The sequence below is a fragment of the Nonomuraea cavernae genome (genome assembly GCF_040655715.1).
In the GTDB taxonomy this organism is placed as follows: Bacteria; Actinomycetota; Actinomycetes; order Streptosporangiales; family Streptosporangiaceae; genus Nonomuraea; species Nonomuraea cavernae_A.
The window spans coordinates 269,141-293,123 of sequence record NZ_JBFAKL010000003.1; the positions used below are offsets into that span (position 1 = coordinate 269,141).

22 protein-coding genes are annotated in these 23,983 nt (G+C 71.2%); 8 read left to right on the forward strand and 14 right to left on the reverse strand.

Annotation, left to right across the window (positions count from 1 at the left end):
• The first annotated feature begins 119 nt into the window (after positions 1-119).
• Positions 120-1,103 (forward strand): DNA polymerase III subunit delta, encoded by a 984-nt coding sequence (gene holA / locus AB0I38_RS06565; protein WP_358463249.1) that lies wholly within the window; start codon positions 120-122, stop codon positions 1,101-1,103.
• A 68-nt stretch (positions 1,104-1,171) separates the two neighbouring features.
• On the opposite strand, the gene AB0I38_RS06570 is transcribed toward holA, so the two are convergent.
• From AB0I38_RS06570 to AB0I38_RS06595, 6 genes are all read right to left on the reverse strand, one after another.
• On the reverse strand, positions 1,172-1,870 hold the full coding sequence (locus AB0I38_RS06570) for an ABC transporter ATP-binding protein (protein WP_358462957.1): 699 nt from the start codon (positions 1,868-1,870) through the stop codon (positions 1,172-1,174).
• Positions 1,860-2,783, reverse strand: a complete 924-nt coding sequence (locus tag AB0I38_RS06575) for an ABC transporter ATP-binding protein (protein WP_358462960.1) — start codon at positions 2,781-2,783, stop codon at positions 1,860-1,862. Before AB0I38_RS06575 ends, AB0I38_RS06570 begins: the two co-directional genes overlap by 11 nt.
• Positions 2,780-5,398 carry an FtsX-like permease family protein gene (locus AB0I38_RS06580; RefSeq protein WP_358462963.1) on the reverse strand — a complete coding sequence of 873 codons (2,619 nt, stop codon included), beginning with the start codon at positions 5,396-5,398 and terminating at the stop codon, positions 2,780-2,782. Before AB0I38_RS06580 ends, AB0I38_RS06575 begins: the two co-directional genes overlap by 4 nt.
• The gene (locus AB0I38_RS06585) at positions 5,395-8,490 is read right to left on the reverse strand and encodes an ABC transporter permease (RefSeq protein WP_358462966.1); all 3,096 of its coding nucleotides are present in this window, start codon (positions 8,488-8,490) and stop codon (positions 5,395-5,397) included. The genes AB0I38_RS06580 and AB0I38_RS06585 overlap by 4 nt, the downstream gene beginning before the upstream one ends.
• 211 nt (positions 8,491-8,701) lie before the next feature.
• Positions 8,702-8,971: a 30S ribosomal protein S20 gene (rpsT, locus tag AB0I38_RS06590; protein WP_358462970.1), complete on the reverse strand. Its 270-nt coding sequence runs from the start codon at positions 8,969-8,971 to the stop codon at positions 8,702-8,704.
• Between the two features lie 130 nt (positions 8,972-9,101).
• Positions 9,102-10,094, reverse strand: a complete 993-nt coding sequence (locus AB0I38_RS06595; RefSeq protein ID WP_358462973.1) for a glycosyl hydrolase family 18 protein — start codon at positions 10,092-10,094, stop codon at positions 9,102-9,104.
• Positions 10,095-10,149: 55 nt separating this feature from the next.
• Here AB0I38_RS06595 and lepA point away from each other — a divergent pair, with 55 nt between their 5' ends.
• From lepA to AB0I38_RS06610, 3 genes are all read left to right on the forward strand, one after another.
• The gene (gene lepA, locus AB0I38_RS06600; RefSeq protein ID WP_358462976.1) at positions 10,150-11,979 is read left to right on the forward strand and encodes a translation elongation factor 4; all 1,830 of its coding nucleotides are present in this window, start codon (positions 10,150-10,152) and stop codon (positions 11,977-11,979) included.
• A gap of 189 nt (positions 11,980-12,168) precedes the next feature.
• Positions 12,169-12,495 (forward strand): hypothetical protein, encoded by a 327-nt coding sequence (locus AB0I38_RS06605; RefSeq protein ID WP_358462979.1) that lies wholly within the window; start codon positions 12,169-12,171, stop codon positions 12,493-12,495.
• Between the two features lie 90 nt (positions 12,496-12,585).
• Positions 12,586-13,221 (forward strand): MOSC domain-containing protein, encoded by a 636-nt coding sequence (locus AB0I38_RS06610; protein ID WP_358462982.1) that lies wholly within the window; start codon positions 12,586-12,588, stop codon positions 13,219-13,221.
• Between the two features lie 139 nt (positions 13,222-13,360).
• Here AB0I38_RS06610 and AB0I38_RS06615 read toward each other — a convergent pair whose 3' ends face one another.
• Positions 13,361-13,984 carry a glycoside hydrolase family 18 protein gene (locus AB0I38_RS06615; RefSeq protein WP_358462985.1) on the reverse strand — a complete coding sequence of 208 codons (624 nt, stop codon included), beginning with the start codon at positions 13,982-13,984 and terminating at the stop codon, positions 13,361-13,363.
• A gap of 353 nt (positions 13,985-14,337) precedes the next feature.
• The gene (locus AB0I38_RS06620) at positions 14,338-14,595 is read right to left on the reverse strand and encodes a hypothetical protein (protein ID WP_358462988.1); all 258 of its coding nucleotides are present in this window, start codon (positions 14,593-14,595) and stop codon (positions 14,338-14,340) included.
• A 104-nt stretch (positions 14,596-14,699) separates the two neighbouring features.
• Between AB0I38_RS06620 and hemW the strand changes: the two genes are divergently transcribed.
• Positions 14,700-15,920 carry a radical SAM family heme chaperone HemW gene (gene hemW / locus AB0I38_RS06625; protein WP_358462991.1) on the forward strand — a complete coding sequence of 407 codons (1,221 nt, stop codon included), beginning with the start codon at positions 14,700-14,702 and terminating at the stop codon, positions 15,918-15,920.
• Here hemW and AB0I38_RS06630 read toward each other — a convergent pair.
• Genes AB0I38_RS06630 through AB0I38_RS06640 form a run of 3 tightly spaced genes read right to left on the reverse strand, consistent with a single transcriptional unit; the run spans position 15,913 to position 18,010 of the window.
• Complete coding sequence (locus AB0I38_RS06630) at positions 15,913-16,623, reverse strand: DUF4870 domain-containing protein (protein WP_358462994.1); 711 nt, start codon at positions 16,621-16,623, stop codon at positions 15,913-15,915. The genes hemW and AB0I38_RS06630 overlap by 8 nt on opposite strands.
• The gene (locus AB0I38_RS06635; protein ID WP_358463000.1) at positions 16,620-17,432 is read right to left on the reverse strand and encodes a DUF3097 domain-containing protein; all 813 of its coding nucleotides are present in this window, start codon (positions 17,430-17,432) and stop codon (positions 16,620-16,622) included. Before AB0I38_RS06635 ends, AB0I38_RS06630 begins: the two co-directional genes overlap by 4 nt.
• Positions 17,433-17,449: 17 nt before the next feature.
• Complete coding sequence (locus AB0I38_RS06640) at positions 17,450-18,010, reverse strand: YccF domain-containing protein (RefSeq protein ID WP_358463003.1); 561 nt, start codon at positions 18,008-18,010, stop codon at positions 17,450-17,452.
• Between the two features lie 556 nt (positions 18,011-18,566).
• Here AB0I38_RS06640 and hrcA point away from each other — a divergent pair.
• Together hrcA and dnaJ are read left to right on the forward strand one after the other, a co-directional pair.
• On the forward strand, positions 18,567-19,580 hold the full coding sequence (gene hrcA, locus AB0I38_RS06645; RefSeq protein ID WP_358463006.1) for a heat-inducible transcriptional repressor HrcA: 1,014 nt from the start codon (positions 18,567-18,569) through the stop codon (positions 19,578-19,580).
• Between the two features lie 11 nt (positions 19,581-19,591).
• Positions 19,592-20,731, forward strand: coding sequence for a molecular chaperone DnaJ (gene dnaJ, locus AB0I38_RS06650; RefSeq protein ID WP_358463009.1), 1,140 nt, complete (start codon positions 19,592-19,594; stop codon positions 20,729-20,731).
• Between the two features lie 22 nt (positions 20,732-20,753).
• Here the strand turns inward: dnaJ and AB0I38_RS06655 are convergent, their stop codons facing one another.
• The gene (locus tag AB0I38_RS06655; protein WP_358463012.1) at positions 20,754-21,794 is read right to left on the reverse strand and encodes a sensor histidine kinase; all 1,041 of its coding nucleotides are present in this window, start codon (positions 21,792-21,794) and stop codon (positions 20,754-20,756) included.
• A 96-nt stretch (positions 21,795-21,890) separates the two neighbouring features.
• On the opposite strand from AB0I38_RS06655, the gene AB0I38_RS06660 reads away from it, so the two are divergent.
• Positions 21,891-22,625 (forward strand): 16S rRNA (uracil(1498)-N(3))-methyltransferase, encoded by a 735-nt coding sequence (locus tag AB0I38_RS06660; protein ID WP_358463016.1) that lies wholly within the window; start codon positions 21,891-21,893, stop codon positions 22,623-22,625.
• Positions 22,626-22,634: 9 nt separating this feature from the next.
• Here AB0I38_RS06660 and AB0I38_RS06665 read toward each other — a convergent pair whose 3' ends face one another.
• Positions 22,635-23,264 carry a hypothetical protein gene (locus AB0I38_RS06665; protein ID WP_358463019.1) on the reverse strand — a complete coding sequence of 210 codons (630 nt, stop codon included), beginning with the start codon at positions 23,262-23,264 and terminating at the stop codon, positions 22,635-22,637.
• The gene (locus AB0I38_RS06670) at positions 23,261-23,740 is read right to left on the reverse strand and encodes a SigE family RNA polymerase sigma factor (protein ID WP_358463252.1); all 480 of its coding nucleotides are present in this window, start codon (positions 23,738-23,740) and stop codon (positions 23,261-23,263) included. The genes AB0I38_RS06665 and AB0I38_RS06670 overlap by 4 nt, the downstream gene beginning before the upstream one ends.
• Between the last annotated feature and the right edge of the window lie 243 nt (positions 23,741-23,983).

A 23,983-nucleotide genomic window follows, 5' to 3' on the forward strand; every position in this document is an offset into this window, starting at 1 on the left:
CGTGGCGGCGGAAGGGGCCGCGACCGCCGTTCGTCTCTGTTCCAGGGAGCGTGGCGGAGCGAATCGGGGTCAGTCGTGGGCGGTGATGGTCGAGTACCGGGTTGACGGCCGGGCGTGGCATGCTGCTCGACATGGCGCGTACCGATCCAGCACTCGTGACCCTGGTCGTCGGCGACGAGGAGTTGCTGGCCGAGCGGGCGGTCGGCGCGGTCGTGGCGGCGGCGCGAGCCGGCGACACGGGCGCCGAGGTGCACGATCTCGTCGGGTCGAAGGTGACGCCGGGTGAGGTGACCCAGCTGACCTCGCCGTCGCTGTTCGGGGACCGGACCGTGGTGGTGATCCGGTCCGCGCAGGATCTGGTGAAGGACGTCATCGCCGAGGTCCTGGCCTACGCCGCGCACCCCTCCGACGACGCCGTTCTCGTCCTGGCGCATCCCGGCGGGGTCAAGGGCAAGGCACTGGTCGATGGGCTCAAGAAGGCCAAAGCCGAGGTCGTCACCGTCAACAAGGTGACCAAGGCGGGGGAGCGGCTCGACTTCGTCAAGGGTGAGATCAAGCGGGCCGGCCGGGGCATCTCGGCCGACGCCGCGCAGACGCTTCTTGAGGCCGTGGGCAACGACCTGCGGGAGTTGGCCGCGGCGTGCAGTCAGCTGGTGTTCGACACCGAGGCGAAGACGATCGACGTCACGGCCGTGGGCCGCTACCACAAGGGGCGTGCGGAGGTCAGCGGGTTCAATGTGGCCGACTCGGCGATCGAGGGGCGGCTCGGTGAGGCCCTTGAGCAGCTGAGATGGGCGCTCGGCACCGGTGTGGCGCCGGTGCTGCTGGTGAGTGCCCTGGCCGGCGGGCTGAGATCCGTGGCCAAGGTCGGCGGCGCGCCCCGCAACCTGCGTGGCGGGCAGCTCGCCAGCCATCTGGGCATGCCGCCGTGGAAGATCGACCGGGTGAAGCGTCAGCTCAACGGCTGGGGTCCCGAGGGCCTGTCCCGGGCCATTCAGGCCGTGGCCGAGGCCGACGAGCAGGTCAAGGGCGGCGGCGCCGACCCCGCCTACGCGTTGGAGCACACCGTTCAGGTCATCGTGGCCAACCGCACGGGCCGCTGACCGGCCGCTCGGCTGACACGTCCGCTATCGCGATGCCATCGCGTGCCTGACATCATCGGCGCCGGCTGTCAGGACTCCTGCAGCGCGGCCTCTTGGAGCACGCCGTCGCGGATCTCCAGCACCCGGTCCGCGAGCGTGATGAGGCCGGGGTCGTGCGTGGCGACCAGCGCGGTGACTCCCTCGCTGCGCACGAGGGCGCGCAGTAGCTGCATGATCTGGCGGCCCGTCTGGGAGTCGAGCTGCCCCGTCGGCTCGTCGGCGACGAGCAGCCTCGGCCGGTTGGCCAGCGAGCGGGCGATCGCGACGCGCTGCCGCTGGCCGCCGGACAGCTCGTACGGGCGTTGGTTGGCGTGCTGCTCCAGCCCGACGAGGGCGAGCAGCATGCGGATCCGCTTCTCCCGCTCCTCCACCGGCGTACGGCGGAGCCGCATGGGCACCCCGACGTTCTCCGCAGCCGACAGCACGGGGATCAGCCCGAACGACTGGAACACGAACCCCACCACGTCGCGCCGCAGCTCCAGCAGGTCGTCCTCGGACATCGAGGTGACCTCCCGCCCCTCCACGACGACGCGGCCGGCGTCGGGCCGGTCGAGGCCGCCGATCTGGTTCAGCAGCGTGGTCTTGCCGGAGCCCGACCGGCCCCGGATGGCGATCAGCTCGCCGGGGAACGCCTCGAACGACACCTCCCGCAGCGCGACGACCTCCTTGGGCCCGCTCCGGTAGACCTTACGCAGGCCCTCGACCAGGACCAACGGCTCACTGCTCACTGGAGGGCTCCTCTCGGGCCGGCCATACGCCGATATGGTCGGACTCAAGTTCGAGGCGTACCCGGCGTTCCATCTCGAGGGCGTTCGTGAAGTCGCGGGGGAGCTGCAGCCGGCCCACGCGGTCGAGCACCGCGTACTCCTGCGCCACGACCCGGCCCTCGGCGTCCTCCCGGCGCAGCGTCTCGCTGCTGGTGCGCCCGTCGCGGATGCCGATCGTCCGGTCGACCTGCTCCGACACGAGCGGGTCGTGGGTCACGATGACCACGGTGACGCCCAGCTCCCGGTTGGCCTTGCGCAGCGCGTCGAACACCTGGGCCGAGGTCTCGCTGTCGAGCTCGCCGGTCGGCTCGTCGGCCAGGATGAGCTGCGGGGAGTTGGCCAGGGCGACCGCGATCGCCACCCGCTGCTGTTCGCCACCGGACAGCTCGGCCGGTCCGTGCCCGGCGCTGTGGCCGACGCCGAGCAGGTCGAGCAGCTCCAGCGCGCGGCCTCGGCGGGCCTTGCCGGCCAGTTTCATGGGCAGCTCGACGTTCTCCCGCGCGGTCAGGTAGGGGAGCAGGTTGCGCGCGGTCTGCTGCCAGATGAACCCGACCACCTCGCGCCGGTAGCGCAGCCGGTCCTTGGCGGTCATCGCGAGCAGGTCCATGCCCGCGACCTTGGCCACGCCGGCGGTGGGCACGTCGAGGCCGGACAGCACGTTGAGCAGCGTCGACTTGCCCGAGCCCGACGCGCCCACGATGGCGACCAGCTCGCCGCGCTGGATGAGCAGGTCGAGCCCCTGCAGGGCCACCACCTCGACGCCCTCGGTCTTGTAGATGCGCACCAGGTTGTCGCAGACGATGTGCGCGTCGCCGCCGAAGGCGGCGCGTTCGACGCTCGCCTGGGCTTCCAGTTCGGACAGGGTCGGATTCACGTGAGCTCACCCACTCGAAGCGTCGCGCCGAGGGCGCGGCGGCGGCTGATGGCGGTGTGGACATAGGCGCCGAGCACGGCCGCGAAGGCGAGCCCGGCGGCCAGGAACGCGGGCGTGACCAGGTCGAGGTCGAAGTCGCCGACGGCCACCCCGCCGGCGTAGGAGGACAGGTCCACGCTCGGCCCGAGCGCCGCGGGCAGGCCGAGGCCGAGCGCCAGGCCGACGACCGCGGTGATGAGGATCATCGGGAGCACCTCCAGCACGGTCAGCCGTTGCGCCTGCCGGTCGGACAGCCCGAGCGTGCGCAGGAACGACAGCGCCCTGGCCCGCTCGGCCGCGCCGATCACCAGCGTGACGATGACCGCGACGAGCGCGTACGCGGCCAGCGCGATCGTGGTGATGAGCAGCACGTTCCGGACGGTGGTGGTCAGCGGGCCGCCCTCGATCGCGGCCAGCTCCCCGGCCTGCGTGGCGACCGTGGCGCGCGGTGATCCCGACGCCTTGAGGACGGCCGCCGGGTCGGCGTCGCCCTTGATGAGCAGCGCGTTGACCGACGGGCGTTCGTTCACCTCGAAGGGCAGCACGAGGAACGGCTTCCCGGAGAAGAATCCCGGCGCCGAGGAGATCACGCCGCCCTCGGTGACCTTGGTCCGCTTCAGCCAGCCGACGTCCATGGTGCCTCGCCCGCGCAGCTCGGGCGAGACCAGCGCGGTGACGCCGGACGGCGCGTCCGGCATGGCCGGCACGCTGATCGGCGCGCCCGCCAGCACCTGCCGCCACCCGTCCAGATCGACCGCGATGGCGTCGGCCCGCTCGCCGCCGTAGCCGAGCTGCACCTGGGCCGTCTGGGCGGGCACCACGAGCTCCACGCCCGGCACCCGGCGAACCCGTTCGACGGCCTCGGCCGGCAGCTCGACGGCCGAGGTCAGCCTGATCGGCGCTCCCGCGTTCTGCCAGGAGGCCAGCCGCTGGGTGTCGGCGATGCCGCCGGAGATCACCGAGGCGAACACCGAGACACCGAGCGCGGGCAGCAGGATCAGCACCGGCAGCACGCTGCCGGACCGCGCGCGGGAGGCCCTGGTCAGCCCCAGGAACGGGACGGCCGGTCGGCGGCGGGCGGCCAGGCGTACGAACAGGCGCAGCGGATAGGGGTAGCAACGGATCGTGATCAGCGCGGCGGCCACCGTCAGGGCGATCGGCACGAACAGCAGGAACGGATCGTCCCCCGCCCCCTGGGCGGTCAGGCCGCGGCTGCGCAGCAGGTAGGCGCCGGCCAGCGCGAGCACCACGACCAGCACCTCCAACGTGATCCGCCGGGCCGAGGGGCGGGTGGAGACCACGTCGTCGCGGCGTTCGTGCAGCGGCGCGCGATGCGTGAGCGCCAGCCGCGCGGCGGCGAACCCGGCGGCCGTGACGACCACCAGCGCGGGCCCGGCGTGCACGATCCACGTCACCGGCCCGGGGACCAGGAAGGACAGCGCGTAGCCGGCCAGCGCGGCGGGTGCCACCGCGAGTGTCACCAGCGCCGTACCCGCCCCGGCGACCTGCCGCAGGGATCCGCCGCGTGCCCGAGCCAGCGCCAGCGGGTGGTCCATCCGGTCGGCCAGCAGGTGTACGGCCAGCACGATCACGCCGAGGGCCACCATCAGCAGGCCGCCGAGCACCAGGAACATCACGGTCCGCGCGGTGGCCATCGCGGCGACGAAAACGGTCAGCAGCTCGGGCAGGTAGGTCTCCAGCCAGGTCTGACTGAGCACGCTCGCCGACCGCAGCGCGACCCCGCGGTCGAAGACGGTGATCGCGGTGGCGACCTCGGACGTTCCGAGTGACGTGAACCCCTCCGGGTCGACCGGCAGGACCCAGCCGTAGCGCAGGTTGCGGTCGGCGCCGCTCAGCACGGCCAGGCCGCTGTCGGAGATCAGCGCGGTCGTGCGCCTCTCCGGGTCGAGCTTGCCGGGCGGCTGCGTCTCGGTGACGTGCAGAACGTCGCCGTGGTGGCTCCAGTAGCGATCGGCGGGGTCGGTGGCCGCGAACACGCCGACGATCTTGACCGCCGCGGGGTGGCTCTCCCCGATGATCTCCACGTCGCCGAGCCGGAGGCCCATCTTGGCGCGGGCCTCATCGACGATGCCCACCTCGAACACCGGGATGGTCGCCTTCTCGTACGCCATGGTGGAGGGCGAGCCGGGGGCTCTGCCGTCGATCCAGCGGACCCGCCGGTCGGTATCGGACAGCCAGGCGAGGTTGACGAACGTCATGCCGCCCGACCCGCGGACCGGCGTGTCGTACGTCTTGGCGCTGGCGTGGCCGGTGGAGGCGCCGGCCGGGACCACGAGCGGGCGCAGCGGCCCGGGCAGGAGCGCCCGGTACTCCGCGTCCCTGGAGTCGAACTGGGCGCGCTCGATCAGGTCGTCCTCGCGGGAGTTCGTCGCGACCCGTACGGTGAGATCGACCTGCGAGGCCCCCGCGCCCCGCAGCGACTCGCGCAGCGCGGCGTCGAACGAGCCCTGCACGAGCCGGGGCAGCCCGGCGACGAGCAGGCAGGCGCTCAACGTGAGCACCGCGAGCACGGCCATCGTGCCGAGGTGCGCCCGGGCGAGCGGCAGGATCCTCACTGGTCCTCCCCGATGCGGAGCACGCGGCCGAGCCCCTGACCGCGCAGGTGCCGCGCCAGCCCGGCGACGATGGCGAACAGCAGTACGGCCACCCCTGCCAGCAGGGCGGCGGTCGCGAGCCACGGGATGTCGAGGACCACTCCGGGTGTGACGGCCGACGCCTGCCCGGTGAGTACGATGTGCGGCACCACGAGGACCCCGACCACGACCGCGAGCAGGGTCCCGGCGATCAGCGACAGCCCGATGACGAACGTCTGCTCGATCGCCAGCAGCCCGAACACCTGCCGGAAGCTCACGCCGAGCGCCCGCAGGATCGTGAACTCCGCCATCCGCTCCCGGGCCGCGACCACCGCGTTGACCAGGAACCCGAGGGCCGCGAACACCAGCGCCGCCACGAAGCCGAGGATCAGGGCACCCTGCAGGCCGCTGGCCAGCGGATCGTCCTGAAGTTCGGCGGCGAGCGCGCGCTGTTCGACGACGGTGACGTCCCACCCGGGATCGCGCTTCAGCGCCGCGTGCGCGGGCCCGGCGTCGCCGCCCTCGGCGGCGAGCCACCACTCGGTCGCGGGCCTGGCGAGCTGCCCGGCCGTAAGCCCGCCGGCCTGCAGGTCTCCCCAGTCGACGAGCACGGCCTGCTGGTCGGGCGCCGTGGCCGGCATCCGGTCGACGATGCCGGCCACCCTGATGTCGATGGACCTGCGGTCCAGGCTGACGCGTCCGACCGCGCCGGTGGACAGGCCGAGCGTGTCGGCGAGGCCGGCGGTGAGCACGACGGGAAGCGGCCAGGACGTCGAGGAGGAGCCCGGGGTGGCCGCCACCGGCTGGGATCCGACGACGTCCAGGGTGGTGGGCACGGGGATCGGCCCGCCGTCGGCGCTCAGGCCGGTCAGCGTGACCGTCGGTGCGCCGCTTTGGGTCCGACCGGCGACGAGGCCACGGATCGCCAGCGGGTAGGTGATCTTCCCGCTGCGCCCGGCCAGCGTCGTGAGGTCCACCTCGATCCGGTTGTCGCCGGTGCGCAGTACGCCCAGCGGCACCTCGCGCCACACGTCGAGGGCGTCGGAGACGACCAGCCGGAGCGGCGCGTCCATGTCCGTCCGCGCCCGTACGGTCAGCGTGGCGGGGCGGCCCGGAAGCTCCAGGACCGCGGCGTGCGGGACACCCGCGCGGAGTGCGCTGGACAGCTCGGCGACCGATCCCGCCGACAGGTCGGGACGGAGCTGGAACACGTCCGCCAGCTTGGCCGCGTCGAGCCCGAGCAGCACGGCGTCCTCGCCGCCGAACTCGACCTGGCCGCGGAAGGCGGGGGAGAGCGCCGTGACGCCCGGCAGCGCGGCGAAGGCCGTCCCCCGGCCGAACGTGCCCAGCTCGGGCCCGTCCGGCGGCCCCGAGATCCGCAGGTCGGCCCCGGCCTGGTGGCGGGCCTGGTCCTGCTGCGAGGTACGCCAGGTGGACGCCGTGGCCATGGACACGATGCCGATCGCGATCGCCATCGTCAGCAGCAGCGCGGGCCCGGCGTACCTGAGCGGGCGTCTGCTCACCTGCCAGGCGCCGAGCGCGGGGGCGAGCGTGGGCCGCCCGGTGGTCAGCCGTTCGGCGAGCTTCGAGACGCGCGGGACCAGGCGCAGCCCCAGCATGCCGCCGGTGAGCAGCGCCAGCGCCGGCCCGGAGATGATCAGCGGGTCGATGCCGAGGTCGCCGGTGGCCGTGGTGGTGACCGGCGCGCCGTAGTGGCGCAGCTGCCAGATGGCCAGCCCGGCCACCACCAGCAGCGCCAGGTCCGCGCCCGCCCGCTCGATCAGCCCGCGTCCGCCGCCGCGCCCGCGCGCCGACTGCTCCTCCACATAGGTACGGCGCGCGCCCGCCAGCGCCGGCAGCACGAGCAGCACGGCCGCCGCCAGGGCCACGCCGAACGAGACGAGGAACGTGCCCAGGTCGACCGGCGGCGTCAGCCGCACCCCCGAGGCGCTGATCCACGGCAGCGAGTTGACCAGAGCCAGCAACGGCGGTCCGAGGAACGGCGCGATGATCGCGCACGGGATCGCCACCAGCAGCGCCTCACCTCCCGCCAGGGACGCCAGCCGCGGCGTGCCCGCGCCCCGCGAGCGCAGCAACGCGATCTCCATGCGGCGATGGTCGGCGAGCAGCCGGGCGGTCAGCATGAGCGCGTACGCGGACAGCAGGAGCAACTGCAGCACCGGGATCAGCATGGTCGAGCGCGCGACCAGGGAGGCGGTGCCGAGCTGGGTGAGGAGCTCGGGCAGCCGGCTGGCGGCGGTGCAGGAGCCGCAGCCGTTCGCGTGCAGCGCGGACCGCAGCTCGGCCACCCGGGCCGCGAACGGGCGCAGCTGCTCCGGCGCCAGCGCCCGCAGGTCGGGGACCGCCGTCCAGGTCGCGTTGACGTTGGTGGCGAAGCGGCCGAGGAACGTCTCGCGGGAGACCATGAGCGGGCCGTAGGTGGTGTACTCGCCTGCTTCGAGGCCCCGGCTGAGCAGCTCCTCGCCGTTCCAGCGGGCGCCGAAGGGGTCGTTGAGCTGGAAGACGCCGGTGATGCGGACCTTGACCGGCTCGCTGTTGAGGCGGCTCTCGGTGGTGAACTCCTGGCCGGCCTTGAAGCCGGTCGCCGAGGCGGCCGACAGGGAGATGGCCGCCTCGACCGTCTCGCCCTTCCCGGCGGTGGCGCCGGGCCAGACGCCGGAGACGAGCCTGGCGTGCCGGTCGAGGCCGTCGTAGCTGCCGAACCTGAGCAGTTCGGGCCGGTCGCGGCCCTCCTGGCCGGGCAGCACGTAGGAGTCGGAGCGGAAGCTGGTGGTGATGTCCGCGGGCGCTCCGGCGTACGCCTCGCCGAACCGGGCGCGTACGGCCTGGTCGAGCCCGGGGAACGTGGCCGCCGTCACCGGGGCGCCGACGGTCGCGGCGACCTGGCTGAGCGAGGCGGTCTCCATGGTCCGGCGTACGCCCGCCTCGGCGATGGAGGAGGCGTACATGGTCAGCGCGACGAGCGTCGTGGTGGCCAGCAGGATCGAGCCGAACGCGGCCAGCAGCAGCATGGGCTGGCTGAGCGCGCGTTTGACCACCAGCGGCCCCCGCATGTGACCCCCCTCACCCGTCTAGATGAACTCTGGGCAAGGGGCGGACGCAGGGCAAGAGATCTTTTCAACGGTGACACAGCCGATGCGCCGCGGCGATGCGCGTGTGATATCGAAACTGTGACACAACCTCGGCGGTATGCCCATGTCGGTGAGGTACGGGCGCACAGAAACGCCGCACCCCTGAGGGAGTGCGGCGCTCGGAAAACCAGGATTACTTGGCGGCCAGAGTGGCGGCCTGCTTGGCGATCGCGGACTTGCGATTGGCAGCCTGGTTCTTGTGGATGACGCCCTTGCTGACGGCCTTGTCCAGCTGCCGGGCGGCGACGCGCTGGAGCGCGGCGGCCTGCTCGACGTCGCCCTGCTCGGCGGCCTCGCGGAACTTGCGGACGGCCGTCTTCAGGGAGGACTTGACCGCCTTGTTGCGCAGGCGGGCCTTCTCGTTCTGCTTGTTGCGCTTGATCTGGGACTTGATGTTCGCCACGAAGAAGCCTCGGTGAAAGTCTTGGTGATGGATGGGGCGCGCGGGCTCGAGAGAGGGCGCGCCACACGCAGTTGACCAGAGTACCAATAACCCAGGTCGTCGCTCAAATCAACGGCCCGGGGTGCTGGACTCAGTTCAGCCACTCGGTAGCGTACTCCCTCCAGTCCGCCTCCGTGGCGGCGAAGTCGACATAGAGGGCCAGCCCGAACCTTTCGCGCGCGCCGTGCGCGGACAGGGCCAGCTTGGCGCCTCGCGCGGCCGTGGCCACGCTCTCGGCCGCGTCGCTCCACCCCACGCCGTGGTCATGGTAGGCGGGAGCGCCCACGAACACGTGTTTGCCCTCGGGGGTCAGGTCGAGGGCCAGCTCGGCCTGCCGTACGACGTGGCCGCCGTACAGGGACTCCAGGGGCATGGCCGAGTCGTAGGTCATGATCGCCACCTGGTCGACCCGGTCGGCGACCTGCTTGAAGTACGTCTGCGACCAGTACTTGTCGTGGCCTCTGGCGATCCTGAACGCGGTGCGCGTCAGGGGATAGGGCTCGATCTGCGGGGTCGAGGTGGACAGCAGGCCGGTGTGCCGCCTGGTCTGCTCCAGCAGGTCGAGGAACTCGGTGTCGTCGTCGCCGATGGGCTCGAAGTTGTAGTGGACGCCGTCGAAGCCGGTCTTCATGACGGCGGCGACGCCGTCCAGCACGTTCGCCCTGGAACGGGGGTCGTCGAGGTCGAGCCGGTCGCCGTTGACCTTCTGGCCGAGCCAGGCGGAGACGCGGACGCCAGGAAGATATTTCTTCACCCATTGGACGAAATTTCGGGCGTTGGGGTAGCGGGCGGGGTCGAGGCGGCCGTCGTTGCCGAACGGCCCGGAGTGCACGTACAGGTCCTTGATCCCCGTACGGCCAAGCCGTGCCGCGAGGTCCTTGACATCCTGCTCCGTACGCCGCCCGTCGACCCACATGTGGCCCATCCAGAGGGCGTCGTCGCCGGTGCTCTTGGCCCATGCCGCCGGGTCACCGGTAAACTGGACGCGGTACGCGCCGGCCAAGAGGCCGAGCAGCGCGACCACGACGACCATGGCAAGCGCGATCAGGCGCAGGCCGCGGCGAATGACGGTTCGGGCAATCATCCGAGCATGTCACCATGAAAGACGCTTGACCTCAACCCTGTCGAAACGAGCTTCGGTGCGCACTCAGCCTGGCCAGACCGACCCCGCGTTGATTCGCAACTTCTGCATCATCGCGCACATCGACCACGGCAAGTCGACCCTTGCCGACCGGATGCTGCAGATCACCGGTGTGGTCGACGACCGTTCCATGCGCGCCCAGTATCTCGACCGGATGGACATCGAGCGCGAACGCGGCATCACGATCAAGTCCCAGGCGGTCCGGCTGCCGTGGGACGGCCACGTGCTCAACATGATCGACACGCCCGGCCACGTCGACTTCACCTACGAGGTCTCGCGCTCGCTGCAGGCCTGCGAGGGCGCCGTGCTGCTGGTCGACGCCGCCCAGGGCATCGAGGCGCAGACGCTGGCCAACCTCTACCTCGCCATGAACGCCGACCTGCACATCATCCCGGTGCTCAACAAGATCGACCTGCCCGCCGCGCAGCCCGAGAAGTTCGCCGACGAGCTCGCCGGCCTGATCGGCTGCGACCCGTCCGACGTGCTGCGCGTGTCCGGCAAGACCGGCGTGGGCGTGCGCGAGCTGCTCGACCACGTCGTGCAGACGGTGCCGGCGCCCGTGGGCGACGCCGACGCGCCCGCGCGGGCGCTGATCTTCGACTCGGTCTACGACACCTACCGGGGCGTCGTGACGTACCTGCGAGTGATCGACGGTCACCTGGGCAAGCGCGAGCGCATCCTCATGATGTCCACCAAGGCCGCGCACGAGACGCTGGAGATCGGCGTCATCTCGCCCGAGCCCAAGCCGTCCGCCCTGGGGCTGGGCGTCGGCGAGGTCGGCTATCTGATCAGCGGCGTCAAGGACGTGCGCCAGTCGCGGGTCGGCGACACCGTGACCACGGTCGTCAAGCCCGCCGAGGAAATGCTGGCGGGCTACGACCACCCCCGCCCCATGGTCTTCTCGGGCCTCTATCCGATCGACGGCGACGAGTACCCGGAGCTGCGCGAGGCGCTCGACAAGCTCCAGCTCAACGATGCCTCGCTCATCTACGAGCCGGAGACCTCGGCCGCGCTCGGGTTCGGCTTCCGGGTCGGCTTTCTGGGCCTGCTGCACATGGAGATCATCCGTGAGCGGCTGGAGCGGGAGTTCGGCCTGTCGCTGATCTCCACCGCGCCCAACGTCGTCTACCGCGTGGTGATGGAGGACGGCTCCGAGCTGACCGTCACCAACCCCTCGGAGTTCCCCACCGGCGGCAAGATCGCGCAGGTCTTCGAGCCGGTCACCAAGTCCACGATCCTGGCTCCGGCGGAGTTCATCGGCGCGATCATGGAGATCTGCCAGGGGCGCCGCGGCCAGTTGCTCGGCATGGACTACCTGTCGGAGGACCGCGTCGAGATCCGCTACACGCTGCCCCTCGGCGAGATCATCTTCGACTTCTTCGACCAGCTCAAGTCACGCACCCGCGGCTACGCCTCCCTCGACTACGAGCCCGCGGGCGAGGAGGAGTCCGACCTCGTCAAGGTCGACATCCTGCTGCAGGGCGAGCCGGTCGACGCCTTCAGCGCCATCGTGCACAAGGACAAGGCCTACACCTACGGCGTCGACATGGCCAAGAAGCTGCGCGAGCTGATCCCCCGGCAGCAGTTCGAGGTGCCGATCCAGGCCGCCATCGGCGCCCGGGTCATCGCCCGCGAGAACATCCGCGCCATCCGCAAGGACGTCCTGGCCAAGTGCTATGGCGGCGACATCTCCCGCAAGCGCAAGCTGCTGGAGAAGCAGAAGGAGGGCAAGAAGCGGATGAAGATGGTCGGCCGGGTCGAAGTGCCCCAGGAGGCCTTCGTCGCCGCGCTGTCCACCGACTCCGCCGGCGACAAGCCCAAGAAGTAGCCGCACGCGCCTGTCCTGGCGGGCCCCTGCGAGGCCAGGTCGGCGCATGCGGCCGGTCTGGCACGCCCGCCGCGCGCGAGATCTCCTTCCGCACCGGGGATTCTGTCGGTGGGGTCGTCTACCTTCTGTCTCGAACACTCTTGCGACTGGAGTTAACGAGTGGAGGGTTTACGCGTGATGGTTGACCTGATGGCTACTGAGCGATTCGAGCGCGCCGCTGTGCTGGGGGTCGCGATGGCCGAGGAGTTGCGCCGGTTGCTGAGGCTGCACCTGACTCCCACCGAGGTCGCGGAGGACGGCACCGTCCTGGTCGACGTGCCCTATCCCGACGCGGCGGTGGTCCTGGCGGTGCTCGACGTGGCCGCCGACTGCTTCGGCGCGCGGGGGGAGTCGGTCGAGGAGGTACGACAGGCCGCCCTGCAGACGCTCTTACAGCTGGCGGGATTCGAGGCCGGGTCCCGGCTCCAGCTCGCCGGCTCCGGCGTCGCCGCCTCCGGCCCGTGGGGGCGGGGCTGACAGTCCGCCCGCGCCCGGGGGATCGGGGGCACGAGAAAGAGACCGTTAACAGATCGCCGTCGAGGTGGAGGCTCGGTTAGCGTCTGGAGCATGCGCGTTATCTCAGTGAATGTCGGGCAATCGGTCAAGGCGGAGTGGGCAGGCAAGGTCGGATGGACGGCCATCGGCAAAACGCCGGTGAGCCATCGGGTGGCGGTGCACGACAACGGGCTGACCGGTGACGAGCGGGCCGACAAGGCAAGCCATGGCGCGCCCAGCCACGCCGTCTACTCCTACGCCAGGGAAGACTACGGCTGGTGGGAGGGGCAGCTCGGGCGTGAGCTGCCAGGCGGCAGGTTCGGCGAAAACCTCACGACCTCGGGCCTCGACGTCAACGGCGCGCTGCTCGGCGAGCGCTGGCGAGTCGGCACCACTCTGCTGGAGGTGACCGGCCCCCGGGTGCCGTGCGTCGTCTTCCGCAACTGGATGGACGAGCCCGGGTGGATCAAGCGGTTCACCCAGGCCGGGCGTCCCGGGGCCTACCTCAGGGTGGTGGAGCTCGGTGAGCTCGGCGTGGGTGATGAGGTGGAGATCGTGTCGCGGCCCGCCGAGAGCGTGACCGTCACCGAGTCGTTCCAGGCCTACCACGGAGACAAGGAGCTGATGCGGCGCATCGTCGCCATCCCGGGCCGCGCGGCCTCCTGGGACAAGGCCGCGGCCCGCGTCCTGGGGGTCGGCGCATCCTGACGCCGCGTGCGTGCTGACGCCGTGCCCACGCCGCGCGCATCGTGCGCGCGGCGGCGGGTGCTCAGAGTGCGGGCGGTGAGTGCGGGCGGTGAGTGCGGCGAGTGAGTGCGGTGCACCCTGGAGGGCGCGCCGCGAGAGGTTACCTGAGCACCGAATACAGGGCGGTGGTCAGCGAGGCGCGGTCGTCGTCCTGGTCGAGCGACCACATCATCGACCCGCCCAGCCCCTTGAGCCGGATGTAGGCGGCCTTCTGCACGAGCACCGCCGGATCGTCGTACGACCACAGCTCGTTGCCGTCGTACGACCAGATCGTTCCGGTGCGCAGGTCGCGATGCCGCTTGCCGGGCTTGGTCACCAGGTCCTTGTAGTCCTCGGTGCCCGCCGCCCACTTGCCGGGCGCGGAGCCGATGGCGGGCTGGTAGAGGCCGTCGCCGCCGCCGGTCACGCCGGTCGAGCCCTGGCCGTAGGCAGGCACTCCGATCACCAGTTTGCGCCTGGGCGCGCCGCGTGACAGGTAGTCGCGTACGGTCTGGTCGACGCTGTAGCGCACCGGGTTGGGGTCTCGCCGATCGGTGAGCAGGTTGGCGTTGTGCCCGGTCCGGGTCTCCCAGCTGCCGCGCAGGTCGTACCCCTGGACGGTGGCGAAGTCGAGCTGCCTGAACACCCGCGCCACCTCGAACCCCGCGTCGATCTTGGCCGTGACGCACGACCGGGCCAGCCTGGCCCGCGACTCGGCGGTCAGCACGGCGTCGGAGAAGTGCACGGACCCGGTCGGCGGGCACCGGGCGCTGCCAGTCGGCCCACGGGTCGGCCGAGTAGCAGTCGCCTTCGGCGTTGACGAAGCCGGAGGCGTAGTTGAGGTGGGTGAGCTTGGCCGCGGCACCGCTGGTGTCCAGGTTCCTGACGTGGAAGCCGCGGCCGTACACACCCCACTGGTTGGCTTCCTCCCCACGCCTGAAGGCGGTGGACTCCAACCCTCGCGGGTTGGACCTTCCTGCTTCGCAGGCGACAGCCGTCCCGGTCAAGACGAGGGACAGGGAGCTGCCCAAGGGTCTTACATTGCCTCCACAGGCATTACATCCCGCCAGCCCGGCGGTAGACCAGGCGGCTTGGCCATCACCACCGGGCAGGCACCATACCCAGCCCGCGCGCAGGTGCTGCCGTTTCCAAAACGGCGGTCGCCACGGCGAATCGCCGATCCACGCGCCGCTCCGCGGCAGGTTCGCTTTCCTCCCCGGGACTGAAGCCCGGGGTCTCCAGCAAAGGAAATCCGATGAAGTAGGCGACCCGTTTGAACCCGGTGTGCGCCTCGGCGGGCACGGCGACCGCCGAGAGGCCGAGTAAGAGCGAGAGTGCGAGCAGAAGCTTCTTCACGAGGCGGCTTCCGGAGACCTACTTATAGGAAACTTTCTTATAAGCAGGTCGGACCGCAGGCCGGTGGGGATCGGGCAGTCAATGGCAACGGGCAGACTGGAGGTGTGCCATCCACCCTTCCCGACGGCGATCCCGCGCCCTCCACCGGCGAGCTGCCCGAGAGCGCGCTGCGCGGCCTCGGCTCACGCCCGTTCGGCTTCTACGTGCACGTGCCGTTCTGCGTGACGCGCTGCGGCTACTGCGACTTCAACACCTACACCGCCGACGAGCTCGGCCCCGGCGCCGCGCACCGCGACTACGCCGACACGGCGATCGCGGAGATCCGCCTCGCGCGACGGGTGCTCGGAGACGCCGACCTGCCGGTGCGGACCGTGTTCTTCGGGGGCGGCACCCCCACTCTGCTGCCCGCCGCCGACCTGGGCAGGATCCTGGCCGCGATCCGCGCGGAGTTCGGCGTCTCACCGGGCGCGGAGGTGACCACCGAGGCCAACCCGGAGTCGGTCGACCCCGCCTACCTGGCGGAACTCCGCGAGGCCGGCTTCACCCGGGTCAGCTTCGGCATGCAGAGCGCCCGCGAGCACGTGCTCAAGGTCCTCGATCGGCGCCACACCCCCGGCCGGGCGGCGCAGGCCGTCCACGAGGCCAGGCAGGCCGGGTTCGCGCACGTCAACCTCGACCTGATCTACAGCACGCCGGGGGAGACCGACGACGACTGGCGCGCCTCCCTGGACGCCGCGATCGAGGCCGGGCCCGACCACGTCTCCGCCTACTCGCTCATCGTCGAGCAGGGCACCAGGCTGGCCGCCAGGATCCGGCGCGGCGAGCTGCCGATGCCCGACGACGACGTGGCCGCCGACCGCTACCAGATCGCCGACGAGATGCTGGAGAAGGCGGGCTTCCGCTGGTACGAGGTGTCCAACTGGGCGACCTCCGACGAGGCGAGGTGCCTGCACAACCTGCTCTACTGGACCGGCGGCGACTGGTGGGCCGCCGGCCCCGGTGCGCACAGCCATGTCGGCGGCACCCGCTGGTGGAATGTCAAACACCCCGCCGCCTACGCCCGGCGGCTGGCCGAGGGCGTCTCTCCCGCGCACGCCCGCGAGGTGCTCGCCGCCGACGATCGGGAGACCGAACGCCTGATGCTGGAGCTCCGTCTGGTGTCCGGCTACCCGCTCGACGACGTGGCCCCGGGCGTCCGCACCACCGTCGCGACCGCGCTCGGCAGCGGACTGCTGGAGCCCGAGCCGTTCAAGGCGGGGCGGATGGTGCTCACCCTCAAGGGCCGGTTGCTGGCCGACGCGCTGGTGCGCGACCTGGTCAGCTGACCAGGCGGATGGCGATCGGGTAGCGGTACTTCTCGCCCTTGTTGGCGGCTATCGCGGCCTGGATGTGGAAGATCAGCGACACGATCCAGACGATCGGCAGCAGCAGGAGCCCGATCAGGATGATCGTCAGCAGCCCGGCCACCATGTAGCCGATGAACATCGTGATCTGGAAGTTGAGCGCCTCGGCCGCCTGGTCGCGAACGTAGGGCGACTCGTCCTTCTTCATCAGGTAGATGATCAGCGGGCCGACCCAGGAGACCAGCAGGCCGAGCAGGTGGGCGAGCATCGCCATCGTGGTGTCGTCGGAACCTGGGCGCGGGCCGTACCTGCCGGGGACGTGCGGCGGCCGCTGCTGCGGGGCGCCGTAGCCCTGGCCTGGGTGCTGCTGGTAGCCGTATCCCGGCTGCTGGTAACCCGGGGGCGGGGTGGGCGGCTGCCCGTAACCGTAACCCTGCTGCGGGCTGGAGCCGGGCTGAGCCTGGTAACCCGGCGTGGAGCCGGGCTGGGCTTGGTAACCCGGCGTCGAGCCAGGCTGGGCCTGGTAACCCGGTGCGGAGCCGGGCTGAGAGGGGTAGCCCGGTGCGGAGCCGGGTTGCGGCTGGTAGGGCCCTTGCGGGCCCGAGCCCTGTTGCGGGATGTCCGACTGTGAGATGCGCCGGGTGGCGTCGTCGTCCGGCTGCTGTTGGGGCGGGTCCTGGCTCATGGTGCCTCCGTAACGAAGTCGATCAGTTCCTCGACCCGGCCGAGCAACTCGGGCTCCAGGTCGGCGTAGGTCGAGACGGCGCCGAGGATCCGCCGCCACGCGTCGGCCGGCGCCACGCGCCAGCCCAGGGCGGCGATCACGCCCTCCTTCCAGGGCACCCCGCGCGGCACGTCCGGCCAAGCCGGGATGCGCAGCGCGGAAGGCTTGACCGCCTGCCAGATGTCGACGAACGGATGCCCGACGACCAGCACGTCCGGAGAGGTCACCTGGGCGGCGATCCGGCTCTCCTTGGAGCCCGGCACCAGGTGGTCGACCAGCACGCCCAGCCTGCGTCCTGGCTCCGGCCCGAACTCCTCCACGATCGCGGGAAGATCGTCGACGCCCTCGAGGTACTCGACCACCACCCCTTCGACGCGAAGGTCGTGGCCCCAGATCTTCTCCACCAGGGCGGCGTCGTGCACGCCCTCGACGTAGATGCGGCTCTGCCTGGCCACCCTCGCCCGCAGCCCCTCGACGGTGATCGAGCCCGACGCGCTGCGCCTCGGCTCGCGGGCCGCGGCCACCGCGGCCGGGCGGGTCAGCGTCACCACCCTGCCGTCCAGCAGGAACGCCGCGGGCGCCAGTGGGAAGAGCCGACGCGCGCCGAATCGGTCTTCGAGCGTGACGGCCTCCTTGTCGCAGGCCACCACCGCGCCGCAGAAGCCGCTATCGGCGTCCTCGACGACCAGATCGGGCTCCGCGGGCACCTGGGGGATCTTGCCCTTGCCCGGGCGCTGCCAGTTTCCCCGGAGAACATCGCCGTCGTACACACGGGGACCGTAGCAAATCACCCCGCCATCGCGAGTCGCTTGCGGCTGCCGCTCCGCCGTACCAGCACCACGATCGTCACGACGATGCCGACGAGCAGACCGAGCCCGGGGATGAGCAGCAGCGCGGCCACCCCGCCGACGAGGCCGCCCGCGGCCGAGGAGGCGTCACGGCCCACGCCGAACCGCGCGTCGGCCTGCTCCTGCGTCGCGCAGGTGAGCTGGTAGTCGCCCTGCGCGGGCGCGTTGATCGCCAGGATGAGCTGCCAGCGGGTGGAGCCGATCGTGACCGTCTGGTCGGTCGGCGTGTTGGCGAGCCTGGCCGGGGACGGCCCGCCGGAGATCTGGCAGGTGTAGTGCACCCGAGTGGCGCTGGCCAGGTAGATCACCGGCTTGTCCACCGGGTTGATCGGCACCGTGACGCTTTCGCCGGCCGCGAACGTCGTGGTGGGCGCCAAGTCGCCGACGGTGCTGGAAATGCTGGTGACGAACAGCACCGCACCGGCCAGCACGCAGACCAGCGCGACGCCCCAGCCGGCCGCGATCCACCACAGCTTCGGCCTGACCAGCTTGGGATCCACCGGCCCGCCGAACTGCGGCGCGCCGCTGAAGGGACCCGGCGTGTAGGGCTGCTCGCCCTGCGGTGGCGGGCCACCGTACTGCGGCTGACCATACTGGGGCCGGCCGTATTGGGGCTGTTCGCCGGAGGGCTGACCGTACTGGGGCGCCTGGTCACCGTATGGGGACTGCCCGTGCTGAGGCTGTCCGTACGATGGTTGTCCCTGCTGGGGCGGTCCGTACGGCGGTCGCCCCTGCGGAGGTTGCCCGTACTGCGGCTGCCCCTGCGGGGGTTGTCCGTATTGGGGTTGCCCGTAACCCGGCTGCTGCCCGTGACCCGGCTGGCCGTACGGGGGACCCTGACCGGGTTGAGGACCCGACCCCGGCGAGGGGCCGTAGGACGGAGGCTGGGATTCGTCGGTCATGTCGGCCAGTCTGACGCCTGGAGGCGGACGCACGCCAGCGGCGGGATGGTGATGTGTTATCGCACCTTGTGGGTGAGAGCCGTACACTTGGCACTCGGGAACACAGAGTGCTAGACCTGTCGTTTCCGTTGGGCAAGAGGCAGGAGGTGAGCACGTGCTCGATGATCGGAAACTGGCGGTGCTCCGCGCCATTGTCGAAGACTACGTGTCCACTAACGAACCGGTGGGCTCCAAGGCGCTCGCCGAGCGCCACAATCTCAAGGTCTCTCCCGCGACGGTTCGCAACGACATGGCCGCGCTGGAGGAGGACGGCTACATCACCCAGCCGCACACCAGCGCGGGCCGGGTGCCGACCGACAAGGGCTACCGCCTGTTCGTCGACCGGCTCTCGCAGGTCAAGCCGCTCTCCGGGGCGGAGCGCAGGGCGATCGAGACCTTCCTCGCGGGCGCCGTGGACCTCGACGACGTGGTGACCCGTACGGTGCGGCTGCTCGCGCAGCTGACCAGGCAGGTCGCGGTGGTGCAATACCCGACGCTGACCCGCTCGACGGTCAGGCACGTCGAGTTGGTGCCGCTGAGTGAGCGGCGCGTCATGCTCGTGCTCATCACCAACACCGGCCGCGTCGAGCAGCGCGTGATTGAGCTGCCCGAGGTGGTGGAGGACACCCGCATCGCCAACCTGCGCGCGGTGCTCAACTCCTGTCTCGACGGCTGCGGCCTGAGCAGCGTGCCCGAGCAGGTGGCCGACCTGCCCGAGCGGCTGCCGGTCGAGGATCGGCCCGCGGTGGCGACGATCCTTTCGGTGCTGCTCGAGACGCTCGTGGAGCGCCACGACGAGAAGATCGTGTTCGCCGGGGCGGCCAACCTGGCGGGCGCCGACTTCACCATCGGCCTGCGCGACGTGCTCGAGGCGCTGGAAGAGCAGGTCGTGCTCATGCGGTTGCTCGGCGAGACTTCCCCAGACATCCCGTCCGCGCTCACCGTGCGCATCGGCTCCGAAAACCCCTATCTCCACGGCACGTCCATCGTCGCGACCGGATACGGTTCTGGCGACAAGCAACTGGCCCGGCTCGGCGTGCTGGGTCCCACAAGGATGGACTATCCCGTGACCATGGGCGCCGTACGCGCGGTGGCACGCTACGTCAGCCAGATCCTGGCTGCATCATAAGAGGTCGATAAGTGGCAAACAGCGACTACTACGCCACCCTCGGGGTGCGACGTGACGCCGGTCAGGACGAGATCAAGAAGGCCTACCGGAGACTTGCCCGCGAGTTGCACCCTGACGTGAATCCCGACCCTGAGACCCAGGAGCGGTTCAAGGAGATCACGCAGGCCTACGAGGTGCTGTCCGACCCGAACAAGCGCCAGATGTACGACCTGGGCGGCGATCCCTTCGGCGGCGCGGGCGCGGGCGCCGGAGCGGGCGGCTTCGGGGCGGGCTTCCCGTTCAGCGACATCATGGACGCCTTCTTCGGCACGGCCGGCGGCGCGCGCGGGCCCCGGTCGCGGGCCCGCAGGGGGCGCAACGCCACGATCCGCGTCGAGCTCGACCTGCGCGAGACCGCGTTCGGCACCACCCGCGAGCTGGTCGTCGACACGGCCGTGCTGTGCGAGGTGTGCCAGGGCGCCGGCGCCGCGCCCGGCACCCACCCCGACGCCTGCGACATGTGCAACGGGCGCGGCGAGATCTCCCAGGTCACCCGCTCGTTCCTGGGGCAGGTCATGACCTCCCGGCCGTGCCCGCAGTGCGGCGGTTTCGGGTCGATCATCCGTCACCCGTGCCAGGAGTGCTCGGGCGACGGCCGCGTGCGCACCCGCCGCACCATCAAGGTCCGCATCCCCGCGGGCGTCGAGGACGGCACCCACATCCAGCTCGCCGGCGAGGGCGAGGTCGGCCCCGGTGGCGGCCCGCCCGGTGACCTCTTCCTGGAGATCGTCGAGCGCCCGCACGAGATCTTCGAACGACGTGGTGACGACCTCCACTGCACCGTCCAGATCCCGATGACCGCCGCCGCGCTCGGCACCATCCTCGCCGTGGAGACGCTCGACGGCTCCGAGGAGATCGACGTGCGGCCGGGCACCCAGTCGGGCCAGGTCATCACCATGTACGGCCGGGGCGTGCAGCGGCTCAACGAGAGCGGCCGGGGCGACCTGCTGATCCACGTCAACGTCGAGACCCCGTTGCGTCTCGACCCGGCCCAGGAAGAGCTGTTGCGCGAGCTGGCCAAGCTGCGTGGCGAAGAGCGCCCTCCCGGCAAGTTCGCCCCCGGGCAGCAAGGTTTTTTTTCCCGTCTGCGTGACGCGTTCAATGGGAGGTGAGGTCGCCGGGCGCGCTCGCGCCTTACGACGTCCCGCGGCGGCCCTGTCCCGGTTTCGTGCGCCCGTCCAGCAGCTCCCTGTCCAGCAGTTCCCTGTCCAGCAGTTCCGTGTCCAGTAGCTTCCCGGGCAGTACGACCCGGACGGTGATGCCCTTGCGCGGAGACTCGTGCAGCCACACCAGGATGCCCAGCCGCTCCGCCAGCCGGCCGACCAGATGGTGGCCGAGGCAGCGGGTGGGTGCGACCAGCAGGCTCTGCTCGCCGCGTACCCGGGCGTTGGCCGTGGCCAGCTCGTCGTCGCTCATGCCGATGCCCTCGTCGGCGATCGTGATGTGGTAGCCGCCCGTCCCGGCGCGGCCGCTCATCTCCACCGGCGATTCGGCCGGCGAGAACGCCAGGGCGTTCTCCACCAGTTCGGTCAGCAGATGCGCGACCTCGGCCACCGCAGCGCCTCTGACCAGTGCGTGGTCGAGAGCGCGTATCTCGACGCGGTGCCGGTCCACCACCTCGGCCAGCGCCGCCTCGATCAGGGCGGCGGACGGGATCGCGCGCCGGCGGGCGGCCGCCCTGCGCAGCCCTGACACGATCGGCTCGCGGGTGAAGCGCCGGCGGCGGAACGAGCGGGAGGCGCCTGCGACCCCCGTCGCCGCGACCAGCGCGACGCCGGTCGCGGCGGCCAGCAGTGGCGCCGCGGGCGGAAGGGCCGTCTGTGGCTCACCCGCCGGGACACCGGCCCGAACGGGCATCGCGCCCGGCGGTGCGGGACGGCCCGCCTGCGGCAGATGGTTCACGACCCTGCCGGGAGTCGCACGGACCGTGTCCGTGGCGGACCCGGAAAAGAGGCGGTGGAACAGCGGGCCAGGGGCGGACGGGGCGAGATCCTGCGGGCCGGGATCGTGCGGCCCGAAAGCGGGCGGGGCCACAGCGGACGGCGCGAGAATGGGCGGCGCGAGGGTGGATAAGGCCGACAGGGTGAACATGGCCAGGGCGAGCAGGAGTGTGGCGCCGGGGCCGGCCGTGGGCGGGCGCCCGGTGTGGCGGTTGCGAGCGGGGCGATCGGTCATATCGCTGACCCCTCGTAAAGTGACGTCAGGAGATGCACACCGTATGCGCTGCGCGCTCCATCGACTACCGATTGTGAGAATCCGAGGTGATCGCCGGTGACCGTGCCGGTTTTCCTGGCCGCCGATCTCGCGCAGCTCAAGGGGCCCGAGGTGGTGCTCGACGGCCCCGAGGGGCGGCATGCGGCCGTGGTGCGCCGGATGCGGGCGGGGGAGAGGGTCGACCTGACCGACGGCGCGGGCGCGGTCGCGGAGTGCGTCGTGAGCGAGGTGCTGAAGGACGCGCTCAGGCTGGAGGTGACCGGTCGCCGCGAGGTGGCGGCCCCGAGACCCCGGCTCATCGTGGTCCAGGGCCTGCCCAAGGGCGACAGGGGCGAGCTGGCCGTCGAGATGATGACCGAGGTGGGCGTCGACGTGATCGTCCCCTGGGCGGCCTCGCGCAGCATCACCCAGTGGAAGGGCGACAAGGTGGCCAAGGCACTCGGCCGCTGGCGCTCCACGGCCCGTGAGGCGGGCAAGCAGGCGCGCAGGTTCCACCTGCCGGAGGTGACCGAGCCGGCGTCCACGGCGCGGGTCGAGGCGCTGCTGGCCGAGGCGGCCCTGGGGTTGGTGCTGCATGAGGAGGCGGCCGAGCCGTTGTCCGGCAGGGAGTTGCCCGCCGACGGTGACGTCGTCGTGGTGGTGGGGCCCGAGGGCGGGGTCTCGGAGGACGAGCTGGCCAGGTTCACGGCGGCGAAGGCGGTGCCGGTGCTGCTCGGGTCCACGGTGTTGCGGACCTCGACCGCGGGGGTGGCGGCGGCGGCCGTGCTGCTGACGCGCAGCGGCCGCTGGTGAGCGCGGGCCTCAGGGCGTCGCGGGCGGCGTTCCCCCCAGCGGGCTGGCGATATCGCTGGGGGTGGCGATCGGGTCGGCCGGCGGGCACTCGGTGTCCGGGCAGGTGACGGGCGAGTCAGGCTCGGTGAGCGTCGGGGTGGGCGTGGGGGCCGGCATGGCCGCCGGGCAGTCGTCGCGCGGCTCGGCCGGCTCCTCCGTGACCGTGGGACACGGCGTGCGGGTCGGGGTCGGCTTCGGCTTGCTGGTCGACCTCGCGGTCTCGGACGGTTGCTGAGGGGGCCGGCTGGTCGGGGGGACGATCACGACGTTCGGCGGCTCGGTCCGCTCCGTCGGCTCGGGCGACACGGCCCGGTTGGTCGAGGAGTTGGCAGGGGGAGTGGAGGTGTTCCTGATCTCCTGAACGGTCTCCTGCAGGACCTGCTGGCGCAGCTCCGGGACGACCATCACGATCGCGCCGGCCACCAGCACCGCGCTGGCCGCGGCCGCGCCCGCCCGCCACCAGAACAGGTTGCGTATCCCGCGCCGCTCGATGCGGGTGCGGATGATCTCCAGACCTTCCGGCGAGGGTACGACCGTGTCCGCCTCCGCGCGCAGCACACGGCGTAGTACGTCGCCGTACTCGTCGGGGGGCTGGGTCATGACATCTTCTCCAGGACAGCTCGCAAGGCGGCCATGCCACGCGCGGTGTGGCTCTTGACCGCGCCCTTGCTGATGCCCATGGCGTGGGCGATTTCAGCCTCGGACAGATCACCGTAGTAACGAAGGACGAGTGCTTCTCTCTGACGTGTCGGCAGGGACCGGAGGGCCTCGATGACCGCTGAGCGTTCGAGCTCGCCGATCGCGCCGTTCTCGGCGCTCGGGGCGTCGGGCAGACCCTTGGGAGCGTACTTCTCGACGACCGCGCGGTGACGCAGCACGGAACGGGACCGGTTGACGACGGATTGTCGTAGGTAGGCGAGTGCTTTGTCGGGATCGCGCAGCCTACGCCAGGCGCCATGAATGGCGACGAACGCGTCCTGCACGACTTCCTCGGCGGTTGCCATGTCTCGCACCAGCAACACAGCGAGACGCACTAACGACCGAAAGTGCGCGCTGTAGAGCGCCGTCACGGCCATGTCGGCATCCCACCCGACCGGCACCGCCCCCAGCGACCTGTCGGCCAGAAGGGTTTCGGTGGTCACATCAGTGGGACGCGCGGCCTTCCCAGTGGGTTTACGCTCTTCCGGTTCCTTTGGGGGCATTACCCAGTCGTGTCCTCGCCAGGTGGCCTCGCCCGACCCTGAATCGTCCTACTTTGCTGAAGTCTCGCACACCCACCCTAACCGCGAGGATCTACCGGCGCACGGCACGCGGGATTA